Genomic DNA, 22,787 nt, shown 5'->3' on the forward strand with positions numbered 1-22,787 from the left:
TTCACCGCAATACCCTGTAGGAGTGAGCCTGCTCGCGATAGCGGTGTATCAGTCACATAAATGCTGCATGGACGGACTCAATTGCGAGCAGGCTCACTCCTACATGGGTTTGTGTGTGGGCAGAGGGTTATGCAGCCTGCTGGAACTGCTGCCGATACTGGTTCGGCGACAGCTCGGTGTGCTGGCGGAACAGCCGCGCAAAGAAGCTCGCGTCGTCGTAACCGACCTCATAACTGATGGTCTTGATGCTCTTGCGGCTGCCGGACAGCAAGCCTTTCGCCGTCTCGATGCGCAGCCGTTGCAAGTAATGCAGCGGTTTGTCACCGGTGGCTGTCTGGAAGCGCCGCATGAAGTTGCGGATGCTCATACCGTGCTCGCGTGCCACGTCTTCGAAGCGGAACTTGTCGGCGAAGTGTTCTTCGAGCCAGTGCTGGATCTGCAGGATGATCACGTCCTGGTGCAGCTTCTGCCCACCGAAACCGATACGTCCCGGCGCATAGCTACGCTGCACTTCGTAGAGAATGTCGCGGGCCACGGCTTGTGCGACGTTGGCCCCGCAAAAGCGCTCGATCAAGTAGATGTAAAGATCGCAGGCTGAGGTGGTGCCGCCAGCGCAATACAAATTGTCGGCGTCGGTCAGGTGCTTGTCCTGATTGAGATAGACCTTGGGAAAACGCTCGGCGAAGGCATTGAAGAATCGCCAGTAGGTGGTCGCTTCCTTGCCGTTGAGCAGGCCGGCCTCGGCCAGCCAGAACACCCCGGTGGCTTCGCCGCACAACACCGCGCCACGGGCGTGCTGTTCACGCAGCCACGGCAGGACTTGCGGATAACGGCTGCACAGCGTGTCGAAATCGTCCCAAAACGCCGGGAGGATAATGACATCGGCGTTTTCCAGGCCGCCGTCGACCGGCATCACGACGTCACTGAAGCTGTTCACCGGTTTGCCGTCGGGGCTGACCAGGCGTGTTTCGAACGCCGGAGTCAGGCCGTGGCCCAGTTGTTTGCCATAACGCAGGCTAGCCAGATGGAAGAAATCCTTGGCTTGCATGAGAGTGGAGGCGAAAACCCGGTCGATTGCCAGGATGCTGACGCGCCGCAAGGGCGTGGAGACTTGCTTGGACATAATTCAACTTTTGTTTTGTTTTTATAAGGGAAAGTGGTCACCAGACGGCTGGATCGTCTTATTTTTTGTCGGATGTGTCCAGTGTCCTGTGTCAGAGGGGAGGCTTAGTCTCTGAAGGTCATCTCCCTCCAACAAGAAAGAAAGGTGCCGCATGATCCCCAGAACCTTGTTCAGCTCCGAGCACGAATTGTTTCGCGACAGCGTACGAACCTTCCTCGAAAAAGAGGCGGTGCCGTTCCATGCGCAATGGGAGAAACAAGGTTATATCGACCGCAAACTGTGGAACAAGGCAGGGGAGGCGGGGATGCTCTGCTCGCACCTGCCGGAAGAGTACGGCGGGTTGGGGGCGGACTTTCTTTACAGTGCGGTGGTGATCGAGGAGGTCGGGCGACTGGGCCTGACCGGCATCGGTTTCTCGCTGCATTCGGACATTGTTGCGCCGTACATCCTGCATTACGGCAGCGAAGCGCTGAAGCACAAATACCTGCCGAAACTGGTTTCGGGCGAGATGGTCACGGCCATCGCCATGACCGAGCCGGGTGCCGGTTCCGACCTGCAAGGCGTGAAGACCACCGCCGTGCTGGACGGTGACGAATATGTGATCAACGGCTCGAAAACCTTTATCACCAACGGCTTTCTAGCGGACCTGGTGATCGTCGTCGCCAAGACCGACCCGAAGGCCGGCGCCAAGGGCACCAGCCTGTTTCTGGTGGAAGCGAATACGCCGGGCTTCGACAAGGGCAAGCGCCTGGAGAAGGTCGGCATGAAGGCGCAGGACACCTCGGAATTGTTCTTCCAGGATGTGCGCGTACCGAAGGAAAACCTGTTGGGGCAGGCTGGGGGAGGGTTTGCTTACCTGATGCAGGAATTGCCGCAGGAGCGTTTGACTGTAGCAATCGGTGGTCTGGCCTCAGCCGAAGCAGCGTTGCAGTGGACGCTGGATTACACCCGCGATCGCAAGGCCTTCGGCAAAGCCATTGCCGACTTCCAGAACACCCGCTTCAAGTTGGCAGAGATGGCCACGGAAATCCAGATCGGCCGGGTGTTCGTCGATAAGTGTCTGGAGCTGCACCTGCAAGGCAAGCTGGACGTGCCGACGGCAGCGATGGCGAAATACTGGGGCACCGATCTGCAATGCAAGGTGCTCGACGAGTGCGTGCAGTTGCATGGTGGCTACGGCTTCATGTGGGAATACCCGGTGGCCCGGGCGTGGGCGGATGCGCGGGTGCAGCGGATCTATGCCGGCACCAATGAAATCATGAAGGAGATCATTGCGCGGTCGCTCTGAAATTCTCGTGACTGTCAGACCGCTATCGCGAGCAGGCTCACTCCTACAGGGAAATGCATTCCATAATGTAGGAGTGAGCCTGCTCGCGATTGGCTCTATGAATCAATCAAGGCGCTGGGTTCGGGTGATCCTTGTGAATCGCCTCGATCCCTTCCAGCACTTCATCCGACAGCTTCAGATCGAAGCTGGCAATGTTGCTGTCCAGTTGTTCAAGCGTGGTCGCCCCAATGATGTTGCTGGTGACAAACGGTTGCTGATTCACAAAAGCCAAGGCCATCTGCGCCGGATCCAGACCGTGTTCACGGGCCAGTGCCACATAGCGGCTGCACGCTGCTTCCGACTGCGCATTGAAATAGCGGCTGAAGCGGCTGTAGAGGCTCAGGCGGCCTTTCGGCGGACGAGCGCCACCTTCATATTTACCCGACAGGAAACCAAACGCCAGCGGCGAATAGGCCAGCAGGCCGCATTGTTCGCGGATGGCGATTTCTGCCAGGCCCACTTCAAAACTGCGGTTGAGCAGGTTGTACGGGTTCTGGATCGACACCGCGCGCGGCCAGCCACGGGCTTCGGCCAGTGCGAGAAAACGCATGGTGCCCCACGGGGTTTCGTTGGACAGGCCGATGTGGCGGATCTTGCCGGCCTTCACCTGTTCGTCGAGCGCTTCGAGGGTGTCTTCGAGCGGCGTCAGGTTGGCTTCGATCTTGTGCTTGTAGCCCAGTTGTCCGAAAAAGTTGGTGCTGCGCTCCGGCCAGTGCAATTGGTATAGGTCGATGTAGTCGGTTTGCAGGCGTTCGAGGCTGGCGTCGACCGCTGCGGTGATGTGCTGGCGGTTGTGGCGCAGGTTTTTGTCGCGGATGTAGTCGATGGTATTGCCCGGGCCGGCGATCTTGCTGGCGAGGATCCAGTCGGCCCGGTCGCCGCGACTTTTGAAATAATTGCCGATGTAGCGCTCGGTGGTGGCGTAAGTTTCGGCTTTCGGCGGCACCGGGTACATCTCGGCGGTGTCGATGAAATTGATCCCGGCTTCCTTGGCCCTTTCTATCTGCGCGAAGGCTTCAGCTTCAGTGTTTTGCTCGCCCCAGGTCATGGTGCCGAGGCAGATTGCACTCACGTTCAGGTCGGTACGGCCTAGCTGGCGATAGTCCATCAGGTGCTCCTTGGGCAAAACAATCATAAAAGCAGGTTGAAATATTTTTCGCAATCTGCATAATTGCCGACCTCTTTCTGCAGTGGAAGTGATGCGCCGCCGCCGAAGAATCTTGCCGTTGAACGGACGCGCCGACCCGAGCCCCCGAAAGCGTCTGTATCCGGCTGCCTTTGACTTGTCAAAGTACGCACTATTCAGTAAGATCCGCCGTCTAATTTACAGGGCGGCCCCTGAGGCTATAAAGAATGAAAACTTTTACTGCTAAACCGGAAACAGTAAAGCGCGACTGGTTTGTCGTCGACGCTGCTGGTCAGACCCTGGGTCGTCTGGCCACCGAAATCGCGAGCCGTCTGCGTGGCAAGCACAAGCCTGAGTACACTCCTCACGTTGACACCGGCGACTACATCGTCGTAATCAATGCTGAGCAGATTCGTGTTACCGGTGCTAAAACCACTGACAAAATGTACTACTCCCACTCCGGTTTCCCGGGCGGCATCAAGTCGATCAACTTTGAAAAGCTGATCGCTAAAGCCCCTGAGCGCGTGATCGAGACCGCGGTTAAAGGCATGCTGCCTAAAAACCCACTGGGTCGCGACATGTACCGTAAGCTGAAAGTCTATGCGGGCGCTGCACACCCACATACTGCTCAGCAGCCCCAAGAACTGAAGTTTTAACGGAATAGTACATTATGTCGGCGACTCAAAATTACGGCACTGGCCGTCGCAAGACCGCAACCGCACGCGTTTTCCTGCGTCCGGGTACTGGTAACATCTCCATCAACAACCGTTCGCTGGAAAACTTCTTCGGCCGTGAAACTGCCCGCATGGTAGTTCGCCAGCCGCTGGAGCTGACTGAGACTGTCGAGAAGTTCGACATCTACGTCACCGTGATCGGTGGTGGTGTAAGTGGTCAAGCTGGCGCAATCCGCCACGGCATCACTCGCGCTCTGATGGACTACGACGAAACCCTGCGTGGCGCTCTGCGCAAAGCTGGCTTCGTTACTCGCGACGCCCGTGAAGTTGAACGTAAGAAAGTTGGTCTGCGTAAAGCGCGTAAGCGTCCGCAGTACTCGAAGCGTTAATTCCGCTTCCGCGTTCAAAAAGAACGCCCGCCTCCTCACGGAAGCGGGCGTTTTTTTTATGCCTGTGATTTATTAAAGAATTGCGCTGCGACAACTTGCCACTTCCGTAGACCCCCTATACTGCAAGGCTTGAGGGTATGAGCTCCGGGTAATTCCCTTGTCAGAATGGGGGCTTTTCATTACCATCTCGGCAAAATTTTTATAAGTAACATTGATTTATTTAGTAGATGCCTGATTTAACAGGCCACAAAAGCTGATGGGAGAGGACTGAATGAGCAATGACGGCGTGAATGCAGGCCGGCGTCGCTTCTTGGTAGCAGCCACATCCGTGGTGGGTGCTGCAGGAGCGGTGGGGGCTGCGGTCCCGTTCGTGGGGTCATGGTTTCCCAGTGCCAAGGCGAAAGCCGCCGGTGCACCGGTGAAAGTGAATGTCAGCAAAATCGAGCCAGGACAGCAGATGATTGCTGAGTGGCGCGGCCAGCCGGTGTTCATTGTCCGCCGTACTACGGAAATCCTGGGGAATCTCAAGAAGATCGAGGGCCAGCTCTCCGATCCGAACTCCAAAAACTCCACGCAACCCACCTATGTCGACCCTGAAACGCGTTCGATCAAGCCGGAAATTCTGCTGCTGATCGGGATCTGCACGCACCTGGGTTGCTCGCCAACCTTCCGTCCCGAAGTGGCACCTGCGGATCTCGGTAAAGACTGGGTCGGTGGCTATTTCTGCCCTTGCCACGGTTCCCACTACGATCTGGCTGGCCGCGTCTACAAGTCGCAACCTGCGCCTTTGAACCTGCCAGTTCCGCCGCATTCCTATGAGACCGATGATCTGATTGTCATTGGCGTCGATACGGAGAAAGCGTGATGAGCAAGTTCATGGATTGGGTTGATGCGCGCTTTCCTGCGACCAAAATGTGGGAAGACCATCTCAGCAAGTATTACGCTCCAAAAAACTTCAACTTCTTCTATTTCTTCGGCTCTTTGGCGCTGCTGGTGCTAGTGAATCAGATCGTCACCGGGGTCTGGCTGACGATGAGCTACACGCCGTCGGCAGAAGAAGCCTTCGCTTCCGTCGAATACATAATGCGTGACGTCGAGTACGGCTCGATCCTGCGCCTGCTGCACTCGACCGGTGCTTCGGCGTTCTTCATCGTGGTTTATCTGCACATGTTCCGTGGTCTGCTCTACGGCTCCTATCAGAAGCCGCGTGAGCTGGTCTGGGTCTTCGGTATGCTGATTTACTTGGCGCTGATGGCCGAAGCCTTCATGGGTTATCTGCTGCCGTGGGGCCAGATGTCCTACTGGGGTGCCCAGGTGATCATCTCGCTGTTCGGTGCGATTCCCGTCATCGGCAACGACCTGACCCAGTGGATTCGTGGTGACTACCTGATCTCCGGAATCACCCTGAACCGCTTCTTCGCCTTGCACGTCGTCGCGCTGCCGATCGTGATTCTCGGTTTGGTGGTGCTGCACATTCTGGCGTTGCACGAAGTCGGTTCGAACAACCCTGACGGCGTCGACATCAAGAAGCACAAAGACGAAAACGGCATCCCGCTGGACGGCATTGCCTTCCATCCGTACTACACCGTGAAAGACATTGTCGGTGTCGTAGTGTTCCTGTTTATCTTCTGTTTCATTGTGTTCTTCTTCCCGGAAATGGGCGGTTACTTCCTCGAAAAACCAAACTTCGAGCAAGCTAACCCGTTCAAGACACCAGAGCACATTGCGCCGGTTTGGTACTTCACACCGTTCTACGCAATCTTGCGTGCGATCCCGGACAAGCTCATGGGCGTGATCGCCATGGGGGCGGCGATTGCGGTGCTGTTTGTGTTGCCGTGGCTCGACCGTAGTCCGGTCAAGTCGATGCGCTACAAAGGCTGGCTGAGCAAAATCTGGCTGCTGGTGTTCTGCATTTCGTTCGTGATTCTCGGCATTCTCGGTGTGCTTGCGCCGACGCCGGAGCGAACCTTGCTGTCGCAGGTCTGCACCTTCCTGTACTTCGCCTACTTCATTCTGATGCCGTTCTACACCCGGCTCGAGAAGACCAAACCGGTTCCGGAAAGGGTGACTGGCTGATGAAAAAGTTATTTTTTGCTCTGATTTTTGCTGCGTTGCCTGTCCTGTCTTTCGCCGCTGAACATGGTGGTCCGGAGCTGGAAAAAGTCGACATCGATGTCTCCGATAAAGCTGCTCTGCAGGATGGTGCGCGCACCTTCGCCAACTATTGCATGGGTTGCCACAGTGCCAAGTTCCAGCGTTACGAGCGGGTTGCCGATGACCTTGGTGTGCCGCACGAACTGATGCTGGAGAAACTGGTGTTCACCGGCGCCAAGATTGGCGATCACATGAACATCGGCATGCAGCCGGCGGACGCCAAGACCTGGTTCGGCGCGGCACCACCGGATCTGACCCTGGTCGCTCGCGTACGCGGCACCGACTGGCTCTACGGTTACCTGAAGTCGTTCTACGAAGATCCGGCACGCCCATGGGGTGTGAACAACAAGGTCTTCCCGAACGTCGGCATGCCTAACGTGCTGGTCGGCCTGCAAGGTCGTCAGGTCGTGGGTTGCAAACAGGTGCAGATCGTCGAAGACGGCAAGAAGCAATATGATCCGCTGACCGGTACGCCTCTGACCCATGAAGCGTGCGATCAACTGACCATCGTGCCGAAATCCGGTGCTCTGAACGAAGAGCAGTTCGATGAGAAGGTCAAGAATCTGGTAACCTTCCTGGCTTACTCGGCTAACCCGGTTAAGCTGCAACATCAGCGCATCGGTACTTATGTCTTGCTGTACCTGGCGTTCTTCTTTGTGTTCGCCTACCTGCTCAAGCGTGAATACTGGAAAGACGTGCACTGATACGCTTCAAGCATTGCTGTTAATCGCGCGCGCCCAAGGGCGCCTCCGATAGCGCAACTCTGGTCAGCCAGACGTTGCGGGAGGCGCCCTCTGGGCGCGCGCGTTTTTCCGGTTCCGATAATTTCAACAAGCGAGGAGGATCGCCATGGGCGTGACCAATCGGTTGGCCTGTTACTCCGACCCCGCCGACCACTATTCCCACCGAGTGCGCATTGTGCTTGCAGAGAAGGGTGTCAGCGCCGAGATCATTTATGTGGAGGCTGGTCGTCAGCCGCCTAAACTGATTGAGGTAAACCCTTACGGCAGTCTGCCGACGCTGGTCGATCGTGACCTGGCGTTGTGGGAGTCGACCGTGGTGATGGAATATCTGGATGAGCGTTACCCGCACCCGCCGTTGATGCCGGTTTATCCGGTGGCGCGTGCCAACAGTCGGCTGCTGATTCATCGCATTCAGCGCGACTGGTGTGGTCTGGTGGATCTGATTCTGGATCCCAAGTCCAAGGAGGCTGCGCGTGTCGTGGCGCGCAAGGAATTGCGCGAAAGCCTGACGGGTGTGTCGCCGCTGTTTGCCGACAAGCCGTTTTTCCTCAGTGAGGAACAAAGTCTGGTGGATTGCTGCCTATTGCCAATACTCTGGCGTTTGCCGATTCTGGGTATTGAACTGCCGCGGCCAGCCAAGCCGCTGCTTGATTATATGGAGCGCTCGTTTGCGCGTGAGGCTTTCCAGGCGAGTCTGTCTGGTGTCGAACGCGATATGCGCTAAGGCTTAAGGAGCCGCTATGAACTCCAGTCGACCTTATCTGGTCCGCGCGCTCTATGAGTGGATTGTTGATAACGATTGCACCCCGCACATGCTGGTCAATTCCGAATACCCGGCGGTGCAGGTGCCGCAGGGTTTCGCCAGTGACGGGCAGATTGTCCTGAACATCTCGCCAAGCGCGGTGCGTCATCTGCACATGGACAACGACGTGGTGACCTTCGAAGGTCGCTTCGGTGGTGTCCCGCACAGCTTGTACGTGCCGATCAGCGCGATCCTGGGTATTTACGCCCGGGAGAACGGTCAGGGCATGGTGTTTGATCTTGAGTCGCCGATGGATGACGAAGAAGAGATCGAGTCGGATGACGACTTGCCGCCACCGGACAGCGAGCCACCGCGCCCTAGCGGCCGGCCTAGTTTGAAAGTGGTGAAGTAATAAAAAAGGCGATCCGGATGGATCGCCTTTTTTGTGTGCGCGTTTCGGCTGTCAGTCGATGTATTCGAAGAGCTTGACGATTTTCTGCACGCCGGAAACACCCTGCACCAGGTTGGTCGCCTGAGTGGCTTCCTGTTTGGTCAGCAGGCCCAGCAGGTAGACGATACCGTTCTCGGTCACGACCTTGATGCGCGAGCCGGGGATGCTGGCGTCGGTGAGCATCTGGGTCTTGATCTTGGACGTCAGCCAAGTGTCGTTCTGGCGCGCCAGGAAACCGGACGGTGGGATGACTTGCAATTCGTTATGAACGGTTTTTACGCGTTGAACCGCCGCTGCTGCCTGTTCGGCTTTGGCTTTCAGGTCTGCGCGAGGGGTTTGGCCGGCCAGCAGTACGACGCCGTTGAAGCTGGTGACGACGATGTGCGAATCGTTGTCCAGGGCCGGGTCGGCTTTGGCCACGTTCACGCCCACTTTGGTTTCAATCAACGAGTCGTCGATCTTGCTGCCGAAGGTGCGCGTGCCACGATCGTCGTCGATCGGCGCTTCACGGCTGGCGTTTACCACCGAGGTGCAGCCGCTGATGCCGAGGCACAGGGTCAAGGCCAGAAGGCCAAGGCGATTAGGGGTCATTCTTCACTCCCGAACAGTTGGCTGTCGATCAGATCGCAAAGGCAATGGATCGCCAGCAAGTGGACTTCTTGAATACGTGCAGTGACATTGGCCGGTACGCGAATCTCGACGTCCTCGGGCAACAGCAGCGACGCCATGCCGCCGCCATCGCGTCCGGTCATAGCTACGACAATCATTTCGCGATCATGTGCGGCCTGGATCGCTTGAATAATGTTCGCCGAGTTGCCGCTGGTCGAAATCGCCAGCAAGACATCGCCTGGCTGACCGAGCGCACGGATCTGTTTGGAGAACACTTCGTTGTAGCTGTAGTCGTTGGCGATCGAGGTGATCGTCGAGGTGTCGGTGGTCAGGGCGATCGCCGGCAGGCTCGGGCGCTCGCGCTCGAAGCGGTTGAGCAACTCGGAGGAGAAGTGCTGGGCATCGCCGGCCGAGCCGCCATTGCCGCACGAAAGCATTTTGCCTTCGTTGAGCAGGGCGTTGACCATGATCTGGCTGGCTTGCTCGATGTGCGGTGCAAGTACGTCCATCGCCTGTTGCTTGGTGTCGATACTGGCCTGGAAAAGCTGGCGAATTCGGGATTGCATGTCCATCTGTGTGACCTTAAGTAGCGCGGCTGTCCGGCACATGAATGTGCAGCCCGCAAAGCAAAGAGCAAAATTTGTCGGTGGGATTGTCCGGGTCGCAACGCCTGCGATCAACTGTCGAAAGCATTCTGCAACCAGTTCAGCTGATCCGGATGGCTGTCGATGGCCACCACGTCGAAGCGGCAAGGGGAATTGGCCCAACGCGACTCGCGCTGAAGAAAATACTGCGCAGCGAAAATCAGTTTCTGCTGCTTGCGCCCATCGATGCTAGCGAGCGCGCCACCCCATTGAGTGTTTTTTCTGTAACGAACTTCAACGAATACTACTGTATCGCCATCAAGCATGACCAGATCAAGCTCGCCGCGTTTACAAAACCAGTTCTGCGCCAGCAGGCGCAGACCTTGTTGTTGCAGATGCTCGAGCGCCTGGCGCTCGGCATCCTTGCCGCTTTGCGAGCGTGACCTGTCGGGCATCAGCGCGGGGTGTCCGGCAGGCGCTGTACCTGGCCGCTGACGAACTGCGCCCAAGGCAACTGACGTACAACGCGTTGGGTCTGGGTCATGCCGAGGCTGCCCGACTCACCATCGATGCGGCTGTCCGGCAGGGCTTTGAGTTGACCCAGACGTGGTGCCAGACGATAGGCATCCACGCCCATCGCGTACAGGCGGCCGAGGCTGCCGGCGGCTTGCGGCCATTGCGCAACCACTTGCTGACGCAGTGGATCGCTGTTGTCCAGCAGCCATGGGGTTTCGCAGAAGCGAATGCCGTTCATGTCGTTGTACTGGTTGACGTCGCCGCTGGCGCTGTAAACGTGCGAGGTCGCGTAAACCGGAACGTCACCAGCGTATTGGAAGTTCAGGGTCGGCTTGATCTGCTGCGCCTGTTGCGGCGTGGCGGCAAGGAAGATGAACTCGATGTCCTGACGACGCGACGGCTGCGCGGCGACGTTAGTGCCAGCGGCATTTTGCAGGCTCTTGGCGCGGGCCTCGCTCTGACGCAGCTGGAACATGTCAGCGATCTGCTGGGCCAGTTGCACCGGCTGATCAACACGCTCGGTCGCGACGATGCTGCCACCGTTGGCCTGCCAGTCCTGGCTGAAAGCGCGCAGTACACGGTCGCCCCATTCGCCTTTCGGCACCATGATCGCGGCGCGATGCAGGCCGTCGGCACGGGCGCGGCGCGAGACTTCGCGGGCTTCGTCTTCAGCGGCCAGACCGAACTGGAACAATTGCGCCGGGCCTTGATCACCTTCGCTGTAGTTCAGCGCGAGGGTGGTGATCGGCAGTTGCGGGCGGGTGCTCAGTTGTTTGACCAAGGGTTTTTCCAACGGGCCAACGACCAGTTGCACGCCATCAGCCTGAGCCTTGCGGTAGAACTCGTCCATCGAGGTCAGCTTGGAGCTGTCGTAGAACTCGATCGCTGGCGGCTTTTGTCCGGCTTGTTGGGCTTGGTAGTGCGCAGCCATGAAGCCTTCGCGCAGTGCTTTACCGACCGCTGCCAGTTGGCCATCTTGCGGCAGCAGCAGGGCGATTTTGCTCAGGGGCTGGCTGGCCAGTTCCTTGAGTTTGGTCAGCGGCAGCGGCAGGTTGATTGCGGCCGGGTGCTTTGGATTCTGCGCGCGCCAGGTGTCGATCGCGGCTTGTTGCTGTTCCAGGGTGCCGGCGGATTTCACTGCCAGTGCCAGACCCATCCAGCCGCCGAGGTCGTCGGTGGTGTTGGGCTGCAGTTGATCGGTTGGCAGCGAGCCGATCAGGGTCCAGATCGCTTCGTGGTTCTTGCTCGCGGCTTCGCCTTGCAGCATCGGTGCGATGAACACGCGCTCGCGGGCGGCAGCCAAAGTCTGGCCATCAGCTTCAAGGGCGCGGGCATGCACGGTGCCGGTGCGCACTTGCTGCTCTTCAGGCATCTCGCCCAAATGTTGCAGGCTTGGATGGCTCAGGGCAGTCAGCGCGGCTTTCGGCTGATTGCGGGTCATGGCCAGTTCGGCATTCAGCGTGCTGGCAAAAATCTGCTGGCCGGGCTTCAGTTGCTCCGTCGGCACTTGCTGCAGGATTTGCGCAGACTGACCGGCGTTGCCCTGGCGATAAGCCAGATCTGCAGCGCTGAGGCGCAACAGGGCGGCTTTTTCCGGGGTTTTCGCCTGGGTAGCCTGTTCGAGCAGTTGCTCGATGCTGGCATCCGGAGTCCGTGGAAGTTCGCCAAGGCTGGAGGAAGGGGAGCTGGCGCAAGCCGCCAACAGGGCAGCGAAGCAGAGGGCAGTGAACAGCCGCAGGCAAGCGATCATGTAAGTGTTCCTGATACTCGATCAAATTAGCGTCGAATTGTACCCAAGCACTGGCCGGGGCGCGATGTTACTGGCGTGAATCGGACGATTTAGCTGGAGTAAATGTTGCGACGGCGCACAACGGCGTGCAAAACCGGGCTCGGCTTGAACGCATCGCAAGCCTCGTGACGCGCTACAATGGCCGCTTTTACCGATCACGAGGTGTGCGCTTTGACTGTTCCAGGTTCCCTGAATTCCGCTGCTGGCTCGCTTTATGTGGTGGCGACGCCCATCGGCAACCTGGACGACATCAGCGCCCGGGCCCTGAAGATCCTCCGCGAAGTCGCCTTGATCGCTGCCGAAGACACCCGTCACTCGGCGCGCCTGATGCAGCACTTCGGGATCGGCACGCCGTTGGCTGCGTGTCACGAACACAATGAACGAGATGAAGGTAGCCGCTTTATTACCCGTCTGCTGGCGGGCGATAACGTCGCGCTGATTTCCGATGCGGGGACACCGCTGATTTCCGATCCGGGTTATCACCTGGTGCGCCAGGCTCGCGCGGCTGGAATCAATGTGGTGCCGGTGCCGGGAGCTTGTGCCCTTATCGCCGCGCTGTCGGCGGCCGGTCTGCCATCCGATCGCTTTATCTTTGAAGGTTTTCTGCCGGCCAAATCGGTCGGGCGCAAGGCGCGACTGGAAGCCGTCAAGGAAGAGCCGCGCACATTGATCTTCTATGAAGCACCACACCGCATTCTTGAATGCCTGCAGGATATGGAAGCAGTGTTCGGCGGTGAGCGTCAGGCCTTGCTCGCCCGGGAAATCACCAAAACCTTTGAGACGCTAAAAGGTCTGCCGCTGGCTGAGCTACGCGCGTTCGTCGAGTCGGACAGCAATCAGCAGCGCGGCGAATGCGTCGTGTTGGTGGCTGGCTGGACCGCGCCGGAGTCTGAAGATGCAGTCAGCAGCGAGGCGATGCGCATTCTCGATCTGTTGCTTGAAGAGATGCCGCTCAAGCGTGCCGCCGCGTTGGCCGCGCAGATCACCGGTGAGCGCAAAAACGTGCTGTATCAGGTCGCGCTGGAGAAACAGAAAGGCGTGTAAGCCGTCGCCCATAGCGGTCTTGAGGCTTTTAGCGCTTGTTCTTCGGGCGCTCTGCCGTTAACCTTCGCGGCGGAGAGTCGATCGGACAGTCGCTGCCCTCTATGAAAATTAGGGGGGGGAGGAAAGTCCGGGCTCCATAGGGCGAAGTGCCAGGTAATGCCTGGGAGGCGTGAGCCTACGGAAAGTGCCACAGAAAATAACCGCCTAAGCGCTTCGGCGCCGGTAAGGGTGAAAAGGTGCGGTAAGAGCGCACCGCACGTCTGGCAACAGTTCGTGGCTAGGTAAACCCCACTTGGAGCAAGACCAAATAGGGTCCCAAGGCGTGGCCCGCGCTGGGACCGGGTAGGTTGCTAAAGATGTCCAGTGATGGCCATCGTAGACGAATGACTGTTCAAGACAGAACCCGGCTTACAGATCGACTCTCCACCTTTTTCTTTCCCTGCTTGAATCATTGGCAACAGGGCTGTGTAATATCAGCAGGCCTGTTCTGAAAGTTCGGCAGCGGCACACGCAGTAATAGCCATTTCCCACCTTGCTTCAATCAACAGCAGAAGCGCTTTCGTAATACCGAAAAAATCTTACTCTTAACAAATCACTTTAACTTTCGAGCGCAGCTATCAGTGCTGCATCAAGTTATGGGTCGAAACTCTCCGCCAGATTGTCGTTACTCCTCCTTTTATGCTCCTAAATCTCCGTTCTGTAAGGGTTTTCCTTTAATCCGCGCCTTGACGGTGTGGTGGGCGCATTCCTATAGTGTGCGCAAGTGGCGGAAAGTGGCATGAAGTGGGTTTTTTGAGCTCAAAACGATAAAAATTGGAGAAACGCAGACGTGTTTCGCGGAGCTAACGCTATCAGTCTCGACGCAAAGGGCCGTCTCGCTATGCCGAGCCGGTACCGTGACGAGCTCGATTCGCGCAGTTCCGGCCAATTGATCGTGACCATTGATGCCGTTGATCCGTGTCTGTGTGTCTATCCGCTCGACGAGTGGGAAATTATTGAAACCAAGTTGCGCGCACTCCCTTCGCTTCGCGAAGAGAACCGCCGCTTGCAGCGTTTATTGATCGGCAACGCCGTCGACCTTGAGCTCGATGGCAGTGGCCGTTTTCTGGTTCCACCGCGTTTGCGCGAATACGCCAAGCTCGATAAGCGCGCGATGCTGGTGGGCCAACTGAACAAGTTCCAATTGTGGGACGAGGATGCATGGAACGCGGTATCTGCCGCTGACCTTGCTGCCATTCAACAACCGGGCGCGATGCCTGATGAACTGCGTGATTTGATCCTGTGACTATTGATAGCGGCTTTAACCACATCACCGTACTGCTTGACGAAGCCGTCGAGGCTCTCGCCGTACGTCCTGATGGCTGCTATCTGGACGGAACGTTCGGGCGCGGCGGACACAGCCGGTTGATCCTCAGCCAGCTCGGCACGGACGGTCGGCTCATCGGATTCGACAAAGATCCACAAGCGATTGCCACCGGGCAAACGCTAGCGGCCGAAGACGGCCGCTTTGTCGTTGTGCAGCGCAGCTTTGCCGAGCTCGGTTCGGTGGTTGCCGAGCAAGGTCTGAGCGGCAAGGTCAGCGGTATTCTGCTCGACCTCGGCGTGTCTTCGCCGCAGCTCGACGACGCTGAGCGCGGCTTCAGTTTCCTCAACGATGGCCCGCTGGACATGCGCATGGATCCGTCCCGCGGCATCAGCGCTGCCGAATTCGTCAACACCGCGCCGGCTGAGGAAATCGCCCGGGTGTTCAAGGAATACGGCGAAGAACGTTTCTCCGGGCGTATGGCTCGCGCCGTCGCCGAGCGTCGTGATATCAAGCCGTTCGAGCGCACTGCCGATCTGGCCGAAGTATTGAAAGTCGCCAACCCGGCATGGGAAAAGGGCAAGAACCCGGCCACCCGTGCATTCCAGGGTTTGCGCATTCACGTCAACAACGAATTGGGTGATCTGGAAGCCGGCCTCGAAGCCGCGCTGGACGCTCTGGAAATCGGCGGCCGTCTGGTGGTGATCAGCTTCCACTCGCTGGAAGACCGCATCGTCAAACTGTTCATGCGCAAGCTGGTGAAAGGCGAAGCCGACAACCTGCCGCGCAACCTGCCGGTTCGCCATGTCGCGTTCGAACCGAAAATCAAAGTCCATGGCAAAGCGCAGACGGCCTCCGACGCCGAACTCAAAGCCAACCCACGTTCCCGTAGCGCCGTCATGCGCGTCGCGGAGAAGCTGCGGTGAGCAAGCTTTTCGCCAAGCCACTGCCCGGCGGCAGCTTTCTGATGCTGCTGCTGTTCATCGGCGTGCTCGTCTCGGCCATCGCCGTGTCGTACAGCGCGCACTGGAACCGGCAGTTGCTCAATACCCTTTATAACGAACTCAGCGTGCGCGACAAGGCGCAGGCCGAGTGGGGCCGCCTGATTCTTGAGCAAAGCACCTGGACCGCGCACAGCCGCATCGAAGTGCTGGCCACCGAACAACTGAAAATGCACATCCCTGGCGCGGCTGACGTGAAGATGGTGGCGCCATGATGAAACTCGAAGGCGCACTGTTCCCATGGCGTTTCCGCCTGATGGTGGCGCTGCTCGGCGTGATGGTCGCGGCGATCTGCTGGCGCATCATTGACCTGCAAGTGGTTGACCGTGACTTCCTCAAAGGTCAGGGCGATGCGCGCAGCCTGCGTCACATTCCGATTCCGGCTCACCGTGGTCTGATCACCGACCGTAACGGCGAGCCTTTGGCCGTGAGTACCCCGGTGACCACGCTGTGGGCCAACGCCAAGGAAATGCAAACGGCGAAAGAGAAGTGGCCGGCACTCGCCGCCGCGCTGGGTCAGGATCCGAAAGCCCTGACCGAACGCCTCGAAGCTCAGGCCAACAAAGAATTCATTTATCTGGTGCGCGGGCTGACCCCCGAGCAGGGCCAGTCTGTGCTTGATCTGAAAGTGCCGGGCGTTTACGGCATCGAAGAATTCCGCCGGTTCTACCCGGCCGGTGAAGTCACCGCACACATGGTCGGTTTTACTGACATCGATGACCACGGTCGTGAAGGTGTCGAACTGGCTTATGACGAATGGCTCGCCGGGGTGCCGGGCAAACGACAGGTCATCAAGGATCGGCGCGGACGGCTGATCAAGGATGTCCAGGTCACCAAAAACGCCAAGGCCGGCAAGCCCTTGGCGTTGTCCATTGACCTGCGTCTGCAATACCTGGCCAACCGCGAGCTGCGCAACGCGATCATCGAGAACGGCGCCAAGGCCGGCAGTCTGGTGATCATGGACGTCAAGACCGGCGAGATTCTGGCCATGGTCAACCAGCCGACCTACAACCCGAACAACCGTCGCAACCTGCAACCGGCGATGATGCGTAACCGCGCGATGATCGACGTGTTCGAGCCGGGTTCGACCATGAAAGCCATCTCGATGGCCGCTGCCATCGAAACCGGCCGCTGGAAACCGAGTGACACCGTCGAGGTGTATCCGGGCTCCCTGCAGATCGGCAAGTACACGATCAAGGATGTCTCCAAAAGCGAAGGTCCGGTGCTCGACCTGACCGGTATCCTGATCAATTCCAGTAACGTCGGGATGAGTAAGGTCGCCTTCGATATCGGCGGCGAAACGATTTTCCGCCTCGCGCAGAAAGTCGGCCTCGGCCAAGACACCGGCCTTGGCTTCCCGGGCGAACGTGTCGGCAACCTGCCGAACTACCGCGATTGGCGCAAGGCTGAAACCGCAACGCTTTCTTACGGCTACGGTATTTCCGTGACCGCGATTCAACTCGTCCACGCGTTCTCGGCGCTGGCCAACAACGGTCGTCTCGCACCGCTGACCCTGATCAAAACCGACAAGCCGCCGCAGACCACGCAAGTGCTGCCGGAAGCCGTGGCGAAAACCCTGCAAGGCATGCTCACTCAGGTGATCGAAGCGCCGCGCGGCGTGTTCCGTGCGCAGGTGCCGGCGTATCACGTGGCGGGCAAGTCGGGTACCGCGCGTAAGACTTCGGTGGGCACCAAGGGCTACGCGGAAAACTCTTATCGCTCGCTGTTCGCCGGTTTCGGCCCGATGAGCGATCCGCGTTACGCGATTGTTGTGGTGATCGATGAGCCGTCCAAGGCCGGTTACTTCGGTGGTCTGGTTTCCGCGCCGGTGTTCAGCCGTGTGATGTCCGGCACCCTGCGCCTGATGAACGTAACGCCGGACAACCTGCCGACGACGCAACAAGCCAACGCTACCCCGGTCATTCCGCTGAAAGCCAATGGAGGGCGCGGCTGATGTCATTAAGTCTGAACAAGATATTCCCCCACGCCGGCCACGATCTGTTGATCCGTGAATTGGCGCTGGACAGCCGTAACGTGCGCGCGGGCGATCTGTTCCTCGCCGTGCCTGGTGGCAAATTCGATGGCCGTGCGCACATTGCCGATGCACTGCAGCGCGGTGCTGCGGCGGTAGCTTATGAAGTCGAAGGCGCCACCGTGCTGCCGATCACCGACGTGCCGCTGATTCCGGTCAAAGGCCTTGCAGCGCAGCTGTCGGACATCGCCGGGCGTTTTTACGGTGAGCCAAGTCATCACCTGAATCTGATTGGCGTGACCGGCACCAATGGTAAAACCAGCGTGACCCAATTGGTCGCGCAGGCGCTGGATCTGCTCGGTCAGCATTGCGGCATCGTCGGGACCTTGGGTTCCGGCTTCTATGGCGCGCTGCAAAGCGGCCTGCACACCACGCCGAATCCGATCGCCGTGCAAGCGACGTTGGGCGACCTGAAAAAGGCCGGCGCCAAAGCTGTGGCCATGGAAGTTTCGTCCCACGGACTGGATCAGGGCCGCGTCACGGCGCTGGCGTTCGACGTGGCGGTGATGACCAACCTGTCCCGCGATCACCTGGATTATCACGGCACCATGCAGGCGTACGCCGAGGCCAAGGCCAAGCTGTTCGCCTGGAATGATCTGAAATGCCGCGTGGTCAACCTCGACGACGATTTCGGCCGGCAACTGGCCGCTGAAAAACGTGAATCGCGCTTGATCACCTACAGCCTGCTCGACAGCAGCGCGTACCTGTTCTGCCGTGAAGCGCAGTTTGACGACCACGGCGTGCGTGCCACATTGGTGACGCCGCAGGGCGAGCATCATCTGCGCAGCACGCTGCTCGGCCGCTTCAATCTGAGCAACGTACTGGCAGCCGTCGGTGCCTTGCTCGGTCTGGATTACGCGCTCGACGAAATTCTCAAAGTGCTGCCAAAACTCGAAGGCCCGGCCGGTCGCATGCAGCGTCTGGGTGGCGGTACGCAGCCGTTGGTGGTGGTCGATTACGCCCACACCCCGGACGCTCTGGAAAAAGTCCTGACCGCGCTGCGCCCGCACGTCAAAGGTCAGCTGCTGTGCCTGTTCGGCTGCGGCGGTGACCGTGATCGCGGCAAACGTCCGTTGATGGCCGAAGTGGTCGAGCGTCTGGCCGACCAAGTGCTGGTCACCGACGACAACCCGCGCACCGAAGATCCTGCAGTGATTTTCGATGACATCCGCGCCGGTTTCACGGCTGTGGATAAAGTCACCTTCGTCGCCGGCCGTGGTCAGGCGATCGCGCAACTGATTGCCGGCGCGTCCGCCGATGACGTGATTGTTCTGGCCGGTAAAGGTCACGAGGACTATCAGGAAATCAACGGCGAGCGCCACGCTTTCTCCGATCTGGTCGAGGCCGATCACGCCCTGACCGCTTGGGAGGTGGCCCATGCTTAAGGCCCTGAAGCTCAGCGAACTGACCAACGCGCTCGACGCACGTTTGATCGCGGGTGATGCCAGTTTCGACGGCGTCAGCATCGACAGCCGCGCGATCCAGCCCGGCCAACTGTTTATTGCGTTGACCGGCCCGCGTTTCGATGGTCATGACTATCTGAATGATGTCGCTGGCAAAGGCGCGGTTGCCGCGCTGGTCGAGCGTGAAGTCGCCGACAGCACGCTGCCGCAACTGCTGGTCAAAGACACCCGTCAGGCTCTCGGCCAATTAGGTGCCTTGAACCGTGCCGCGTTCACTCAGCCAGTCGCCGCGATTACCGGTTCCAGCGGCAAGACCACCGTCAAGGAAATGCTCGCGAGCATCCTGCGCACGCGCGGTCCGGTATTGGCGACCCGTGGCAATCTGAACAACGACCTCGGCGCGCCGCTGACCCTGCTCGAATTGGCCCGGGAGCACACTTCGGCGGTGATCGAACTGGGCGCCTCGCGTCTGGGCGAAATCGCTTATACCGTCGGGCTGACCAAACCGCACGTAGCGATCCTGAACAATGCCGGCACCGCGCACGTTGGTGAGTTCGGCGGCCCGGAAAAAATCGTCGAAGCCAAAGGCGAAATCATCGACGGGCTGGCGGCCGATGGCATCGCCGTGCTTAACCTCGATGACAAAGCCTTCGGTATCTGGAAGACCCGTGCGGGCGCTCGCAAAGTTCTGACCTTCGCCCTGAGCAACACTCAGGCGGACTTCTACGCCAGCGATCTGAGCACTGATGCCCGTGGTTGCCCGGCCTTCAATCTGCAAACACCTGAAGGTGTCGAGCGCGTTCAACTGAACCTGCTCGGCACCCATAACGTCGCCAACTCCATGGCCGCCGCCGCTGCCGCGCACGCCCTGGGTGTGTCGCTGTTCGGTATCGCCACCGGGCTTGGCGCCGTGCAACCGGTCAAGGGGCGCACCGTCGCGCAACTGGCGAAAAACGGTATGCGCGTGATTGATGACACTTACAACGCAAACCCCACCTCGATGTGTGCGGCCGTTGATATACTCGCCGGCTTTTCCGGCCGCACCGTCCTGGTGCTCGGAGATATCGGCGAGTTGGGCGATTGGGCGGAGCAGGGGCACCGCGACGTGGGCGAGTACGCCCGGGGCAAGGTTTCCGCGCTTTATGCCGTTGGGCCAAACATGGTTCACGCCGTAAACGCTTTCGGTGAACAGGCGCATCACTTCGGCACGCAAGCCGAACTGATTCAGGCCCTCGACGCCGAGCAGGACACAAACACCACCATTTTGATCAAGGGTTCGCGCAGTGCAGCGATGGAAAACATCGTTGCGGCTCTGTGCGGGTCCAGTCTGGAGAAACATTAATGCTGCTGCTGCTAGCGGAGTATCTGCAACAGTTCTACAAAGGCTTCGCGGTCTTTCAGTACCTGACCCTGCGCGGGATTCTCGGTGTGCTGACCGCGCTGGTTTTGTCGCTGTGCTATGGCCCGTGGATGATCCGCACTTTGCAGAACCGTCAGATCGGTCAATCCGTTCGTAACGATGGTCCGCAATCGCACCTGTCCAAGTCGGGCACCCCGACCATGGGCGGCGCGCTGATTCTGTCTTCGATCGGCGTCAGCACTCTGCTTTGGGCTGACCTGAGCAACCGCTACGTCTGGACTGTTCTGTTGGTGACTCTGTTGTTCGGCGCCATCGGCTGGGTCGACGATTACCGCAAAGTCATCGAGAAGAACTCCCGTGGCTTGCCGAGCCGCTGGAAGTATTTCTGGCAGTCGGTGTTCGGCCTCGGCGCGGCGATCTTCCTTTATATGACTGCTTCCACTCCGGTGGAAACCACGCTGATCCTGCCTATGCTCAAGGACTACAGCATTCCGCTGGGCCTCGGTTTCATCGTGCTGACCTACTTCGTGATCGTCGGTTCGAGCAACGCAGTCAACCTGACTGATGGCCTCGACGGGCTGGCGATCATGCCAACCGTGATGGTCGGCGGTGGCCTCGGCATCTTCTGCTACCTGTCGGGTAACGTGAAATTCGCTGAGTACCTGCTGATTCCTTACGTGCCGGGCGCGGGCGAACTGATCGTGTTCTGCGGTGCGCTGATCGGTGCCGGTCTCGGTTTCCTGTGGTTCAACACCTATCCGGCGCAAGTGTTCATGGGCGACGTCGGTGCACTGGCACTCGGCGCGGCTCTGGGCACCATCGCGGTGATCGTCCGTCAGGAAATCGTCCTGTTCATCATGGGCGGCGTGTTCGTGATGGAAACCCTGTCAGTCGTCATTCAGGTTGCATCCTTTAAGCTGACCGGTCGCCGTGTGTTCCGCATGGCACCGATCCACCACCATTTTGAACTCAAGGGCTGGCCCGAGCCGCGCGTGATCGTCCGTTTCTGGATCATCACCGTGATTCTCGTGTTGATCGGCCTTGCCACCCTGAAGCTGAGGTAGAACGAGTGTCTCTGATCGCTTCTGACCACTTCCGCATCGTTGTCGGCCTCGGCAAGAGCGGCATGTCCCTGGTTCGCTTCCTGGCGAACCGGGGCACGTCGTTTGCCGTGGCGGACACGCGGGAAAATCCACCGGAACTGGCCACGCTCAAACGTGACTATCCGCACGTGGAAGTGCGTTGTGGCGAGCTGGACGTCGAATTCCTCTGCCGTGCCGACGAGCTCTACGTGAGCCCCGGCCTGGCGCTGGCGACCCCGGCCCTGCAAGCCGCTGCGGCCCGTGGCGTGAAACTGTCCGGCGACATCGAACTGTTCGCGCGTAACGCGCGGGCGCCGATCGTGGCCATCAGCGGTTCCAACGCGAAGAGCACCGTCACCACCCTGGTTGGCGAAATGGCGGCTGCGGCCGGCAAACGCGTCGCCGTCGGCGGCAACCTCGGCACGCCGGCGCTGGACCTGCTCAGCGACGATGTCGAGCTGTACGTGATGGAGTTGTCGAGCTTTCAGCTGGAAACCACCGACCAGCTCAACGCCGAAGTGGCCACCGTGCTGAACATCAGCGAAGACCACATGGATCGCTACAGCGGTCTGCCGGCGTACCACTTGGCCAAGCACCGGATCTTCCGTGGCGCCAAGCAGTTCGTGGTCAACCGTCAGGATGCGCTGAGTCGTCCGTTGATGGGCGAGGGTCAGCCATGCTGGACCTTCGGCCTGACCAAACCGGACTTCAAGGCATTCGGTATCCGCGAAGAAGACGGCGAGAAGTATCTGGCCTTCGAATTCCAGAACCTGATGCCGGTGCGTGAGCTGAAAATTCGCGGCGCACACAACCAGTCCAACGCCCTCGCGGCGCTGGCGCTGGGGCATGCTGTGGGCTTGCCGTTCGACGCCATGCTCTCGGCCCTGCGCACTTTCGCCGGTCTCGAACATCGCTGCCAGTGGGTACGTGATCTCGACGGCGTGGCGTACTACAACGATTCCAAAGCCACCAACGTCGGCGCCGCCCTGGCCGCCATCGAAGGCTTGGGCGCGGATATCGACGGCAAGGTCATCCTGATCGCCGGTGGCGATGGCAAGGGCGCCGAATTCAACGATCTGCGTGATCCGGTGGCGGCCAACTGCCGCGCCGTGATCCTGATGGGCCGCGACTCCGACAAGATCGGCGCGGCCATCGGTGATGCCGTGCCACTGATTCGCGCAACCTCGCTGGTTGACGCCGTCGCACAATGCCGCGCCGCCGCCCAGCCGGGTGATGTGGTGCTGCTGTCGCCGGCCTGCGCCAGTTTCGACATGTTCAAGAATTACGAAGACCGTGGTCACCAGTTCGTCCGCGCTGTGGAGGACCTGGCATGAG

General features: G+C 59.2%; 23 protein-coding genes and 1 other RNA gene. 18 read left to right on the plus strand and 6 right to left on the minus strand.

Going from position 1 to position 22,787, the window contains the following annotated elements; genetic code table 11:
* Nucleotides 1–127 precede the first annotated feature (127 nt).
* Nucleotides 128–1,024, minus strand: coding sequence for a GlxA family transcriptional regulator (locus KBP52_RS23655; RefSeq protein ID WP_176091778.1), 897 nt, complete (start codon nt 1,022–1,024; stop codon nt 128–130).
* Between the two features lie 250 nt (nt 1,025–1,274).
* Here KBP52_RS23655 and KBP52_RS23660 point away from each other — a divergent pair, with 250 nt between their 5' ends.
* Nucleotides 1,275–2,411: an acyl-CoA dehydrogenase family protein gene (locus KBP52_RS23660; protein ID WP_212621073.1), complete on the plus strand. Its 1,137-nt coding sequence runs from the start codon at nt 1,275–1,277 to the stop codon at nt 2,409–2,411.
* A 106-nt stretch (nt 2,412–2,517) separates the two neighbouring features.
* On the opposite strand, the gene KBP52_RS23665 is transcribed toward KBP52_RS23660, so the two are convergent.
* Nucleotides 2,518–3,558, minus strand: coding sequence for an NADP(H)-dependent aldo-keto reductase (locus KBP52_RS23665; RefSeq protein ID WP_212621074.1), 1,041 nt, complete (start codon nt 3,556–3,558; stop codon nt 2,518–2,520).
* Between the two features lie 245 nt (nt 3,559–3,803).
* On the opposite strand from KBP52_RS23665, the gene rplM reads away from it, so the two are divergent.
* The 7 genes from rplM to KBP52_RS23700 all read left to right on the plus strand — a co-directional run bounded on the left by rplM (nt 3,804) and on the right by KBP52_RS23700 (nt 8,690).
* Nucleotides 3,804–4,232, plus strand: coding sequence for a 50S ribosomal protein L13 (gene rplM, locus KBP52_RS23670; protein ID WP_007917032.1), 429 nt, complete (start codon nt 3,804–3,806; stop codon nt 4,230–4,232).
* A 14-nt stretch (nt 4,233–4,246) separates the two neighbouring features.
* The gene (gene rpsI, locus KBP52_RS23675; RefSeq protein WP_008080273.1) at nt 4,247–4,639 is read left to right on the plus strand and encodes a 30S ribosomal protein S9; all 393 of its coding nucleotides are present in this window, start codon (nt 4,247–4,249) and stop codon (nt 4,637–4,639) included.
* Between the two features lie 271 nt (nt 4,640–4,910).
* Nucleotides 4,911–5,504 carry a ubiquinol-cytochrome c reductase iron-sulfur subunit gene (petA, locus tag KBP52_RS23680; protein WP_077574483.1) on the plus strand — a complete coding sequence of 198 codons (594 nt, stop codon included), beginning with the start codon at nt 4,911–4,913 and terminating at the stop codon, nt 5,502–5,504.
* Entirely contained in the window at nt 5,504–6,715 is a 1,212-nt protein-coding gene (locus KBP52_RS23685) for a cytochrome bc complex cytochrome b subunit (protein ID WP_077574482.1), read from the plus strand. The genes petA and KBP52_RS23685 overlap by 1 nt, the downstream gene beginning before the upstream one ends.
* Nucleotides 6,715–7,497, plus strand: a complete 783-nt coding sequence (locus KBP52_RS23690; RefSeq protein WP_038361065.1) for a cytochrome c1 — start codon at nt 6,715–6,717, stop codon at nt 7,495–7,497. Before KBP52_RS23685 ends, KBP52_RS23690 begins: the two co-directional genes overlap by 1 nt.
* A gap of 145 nt (nt 7,498–7,642) precedes the next feature.
* On the plus strand, nt 7,643–8,260 hold the full coding sequence (locus KBP52_RS23695; protein ID WP_007917025.1) for a glutathione S-transferase N-terminal domain-containing protein: 618 nt from the start codon (nt 7,643–7,645) through the stop codon (nt 8,258–8,260).
* A gap of 16 nt (nt 8,261–8,276) precedes the next feature.
* Nucleotides 8,277–8,690: a ClpXP protease specificity-enhancing factor gene (locus tag KBP52_RS23700; RefSeq protein WP_007917024.1), complete on the plus strand. Its 414-nt coding sequence runs from the start codon at nt 8,277–8,279 to the stop codon at nt 8,688–8,690.
* A 51-nt stretch (nt 8,691–8,741) separates the two neighbouring features.
* Here the strand turns inward: KBP52_RS23700 and KBP52_RS23705 are convergent, their stop codons facing one another.
* The 4 genes from KBP52_RS23705 to KBP52_RS23720 form a co-directional block, all read right to left on the minus strand.
* Entirely contained in the window at nt 8,742–9,320 is a 579-nt protein-coding gene (locus tag KBP52_RS23705) for a BON domain-containing protein (protein ID WP_007917023.1), read from the minus strand.
* Nucleotides 9,317–9,910, minus strand: coding sequence for a phosphoheptose isomerase (locus tag KBP52_RS23710; RefSeq protein WP_007917022.1), 594 nt, complete (start codon nt 9,908–9,910; stop codon nt 9,317–9,319). Before KBP52_RS23710 ends, KBP52_RS23705 begins: the two co-directional genes overlap by 4 nt.
* Before the next feature lie 104 nt (nt 9,911–10,014).
* Complete coding sequence (locus KBP52_RS23715; RefSeq protein ID WP_034156479.1) at nt 10,015–10,377, minus strand: YraN family protein; 363 nt, start codon at nt 10,375–10,377, stop codon at nt 10,015–10,017.
* Nucleotides 10,377–12,188, minus strand: coding sequence for a penicillin-binding protein activator (locus KBP52_RS23720; RefSeq protein WP_212621075.1), 1,812 nt, complete (start codon nt 12,186–12,188; stop codon nt 10,377–10,379). The genes KBP52_RS23715 and KBP52_RS23720 overlap by 1 nt, the downstream gene beginning before the upstream one ends.
* Before the next feature lie 177 nt (nt 12,189–12,365).
* Here KBP52_RS23720 and rsmI point away from each other — a divergent pair, with 177 nt between their 5' ends.
* The 10 genes from rsmI (at nt 12,366) to murD (ending at nt 22,786) form a co-directional block, all read left to right on the plus strand.
* Entirely contained in the window at nt 12,366–13,271 is a 906-nt protein-coding gene (gene rsmI, locus KBP52_RS23725; RefSeq protein ID WP_212621076.1) for a 16S rRNA (cytidine(1402)-2'-O)-methyltransferase, read from the plus strand.
* A gap of 73 nt (nt 13,272–13,344) precedes the next feature.
* Nucleotides 13,345–13,698: RNase P RNA component class A (rnpB, locus tag KBP52_RS23730), an RNA gene on the plus strand.
* 402 nt (nt 13,699–14,100) lie between these two features.
* Nucleotides 14,101–14,556: a division/cell wall cluster transcriptional repressor MraZ gene (mraZ, locus tag KBP52_RS23735; protein ID WP_007917012.1), complete on the plus strand. Its 456-nt coding sequence runs from the start codon at nt 14,101–14,103 to the stop codon at nt 14,554–14,556.
* Nucleotides 14,557–14,558: 2 nt separating this feature from the next.
* The gene (gene rsmH / locus KBP52_RS23740; RefSeq protein ID WP_085989806.1) at nt 14,559–15,500 is read left to right on the plus strand and encodes a 16S rRNA (cytosine(1402)-N(4))-methyltransferase RsmH; all 942 of its coding nucleotides are present in this window, start codon (nt 14,559–14,561) and stop codon (nt 15,498–15,500) included.
* Nucleotides 15,497–15,790 (plus strand): cell division protein FtsL, encoded by a 294-nt coding sequence (gene ftsL, locus KBP52_RS23745; RefSeq protein ID WP_007917008.1) that lies wholly within the window; start codon nt 15,497–15,499, stop codon nt 15,788–15,790. Before rsmH ends, ftsL begins: the two co-directional genes overlap by 4 nt.
* Nucleotides 15,790–17,529 (plus strand): penicillin-binding protein 2, encoded by a 1,740-nt coding sequence (locus KBP52_RS23750; RefSeq protein ID WP_174244529.1) that lies wholly within the window; start codon nt 15,790–15,792, stop codon nt 17,527–17,529. The genes ftsL and KBP52_RS23750 overlap by 1 nt, the downstream gene beginning before the upstream one ends.
* Nucleotides 17,529–18,992, plus strand: coding sequence for a UDP-N-acetylmuramoyl-L-alanyl-D-glutamate--2,6-diaminopimelate ligase (locus KBP52_RS23755; protein ID WP_077574478.1), 1,464 nt, complete (start codon nt 17,529–17,531; stop codon nt 18,990–18,992). The genes KBP52_RS23750 and KBP52_RS23755 overlap by 1 nt, the downstream gene beginning before the upstream one ends.
* A complete protein-coding gene (gene murF, locus KBP52_RS23760) occupies nt 18,985–20,352 on the plus strand; it encodes a UDP-N-acetylmuramoyl-tripeptide--D-alanyl-D-alanine ligase (protein ID WP_212621077.1) in 1,368 nt (455 codons plus the stop codon). Before KBP52_RS23755 ends, murF begins: the two co-directional genes overlap by 8 nt.
* Nucleotides 20,352–21,434, plus strand: a complete 1,083-nt coding sequence (gene mraY / locus KBP52_RS23765) for a phospho-N-acetylmuramoyl-pentapeptide-transferase (protein ID WP_007917000.1) — start codon at nt 20,352–20,354, stop codon at nt 21,432–21,434. The genes murF and mraY overlap by 1 nt, the downstream gene beginning before the upstream one ends.
* A gap of 5 nt (nt 21,435–21,439) precedes the next feature.
* On the plus strand, nt 21,440–22,786 hold the full coding sequence (gene murD, locus KBP52_RS23770) for a UDP-N-acetylmuramoyl-L-alanine--D-glutamate ligase (protein WP_077574476.1): 1,347 nt from the start codon (nt 21,440–21,442) through the stop codon (nt 22,784–22,786).
* Nucleotide 22,787 lies beyond the last annotated feature (1 nt).

The organism is Pseudomonas sp. SCA2728.1_7, from assembly GCF_018138145.1.
GTDB lineage: Bacteria > Pseudomonadota > Gammaproteobacteria > Pseudomonadales > Pseudomonadaceae > Aquipseudomonas > Aquipseudomonas koreensis_A.

Coding starts and splice junctions, on each gene's coding strand:
- KBP52_RS23660 (WP_212621073.1), top strand. CDS start 1,275: ATGATCCCCAGAACCTTGTTCAGCTCCGAGCACGAATTGTTTCGCGAC.
- KBP52_RS23665 (WP_212621074.1), bottom strand. CDS start 3,558: ATGGACTATCGCCAGCTAGGCCGTACCGACCTGAACGTGAGTGCAATC.
- rplM (WP_007917032.1), top strand. CDS start 3,804: ATGAAAACTTTTACTGCTAAACCGGAAACAGTAAAGCGCGACTGGTTT.
- rpsI (WP_008080273.1), top strand. CDS start 4,247: ATGTCGGCGACTCAAAATTACGGCACTGGCCGTCGCAAGACCGCAACC.
- petA (WP_077574483.1), top strand. CDS start 4,911: ATGAGCAATGACGGCGTGAATGCAGGCCGGCGTCGCTTCTTGGTAGCA.
- KBP52_RS23685 (WP_077574482.1), top strand. CDS start 5,504: ATGAGCAAGTTCATGGATTGGGTTGATGCGCGCTTTCCTGCGACCAAA.
- KBP52_RS23690 (WP_038361065.1), top strand. CDS start 6,715: ATGAAAAAGTTATTTTTTGCTCTGATTTTTGCTGCGTTGCCTGTCCTG.
- KBP52_RS23695 (WP_007917025.1), top strand. CDS start 7,643: ATGGGCGTGACCAATCGGTTGGCCTGTTACTCCGACCCCGCCGACCAC.
- KBP52_RS23700 (WP_007917024.1), top strand. CDS start 8,277: ATGAACTCCAGTCGACCTTATCTGGTCCGCGCGCTCTATGAGTGGATT.
- KBP52_RS23705 (WP_007917023.1), bottom strand. CDS start 9,320: ATGACCCCTAATCGCCTTGGCCTTCTGGCCTTGACCCTGTGCCTCGGC.
- KBP52_RS23710 (WP_007917022.1), bottom strand. CDS start 9,910: ATGGACATGCAATCCCGAATTCGCCAGCTTTTCCAGGCCAGTATCGAC.
- KBP52_RS23715 (WP_034156479.1), bottom strand. CDS start 10,377: ATGCCCGACAGGTCACGCTCGCAAAGCGGCAAGGATGCCGAGCGCCAG.
- KBP52_RS23720 (WP_212621075.1), bottom strand. CDS start 12,188: ATGATCGCTTGCCTGCGGCTGTTCACTGCCCTCTGCTTCGCTGCCCTG.
- rsmI (WP_212621076.1), top strand. CDS start 12,366: ATGGCCGCTTTTACCGATCACGAGGTGTGCGCTTTGACTGTTCCAGGT.
- KBP52_RS23750 (WP_174244529.1), top strand. CDS start 15,790: ATGAAACTCGAAGGCGCACTGTTCCCATGGCGTTTCCGCCTGATGGTG.
- KBP52_RS23755 (WP_077574478.1), top strand. CDS start 17,529: ATGTCATTAAGTCTGAACAAGATATTCCCCCACGCCGGCCACGATCTG.
- murF (WP_212621077.1), top strand. CDS start 18,985: ATGCTTAAGGCCCTGAAGCTCAGCGAACTGACCAACGCGCTCGACGCA.
- mraY (WP_007917000.1), top strand. CDS start 20,352: ATGCTGCTGCTGCTAGCGGAGTATCTGCAACAGTTCTACAAAGGCTTC.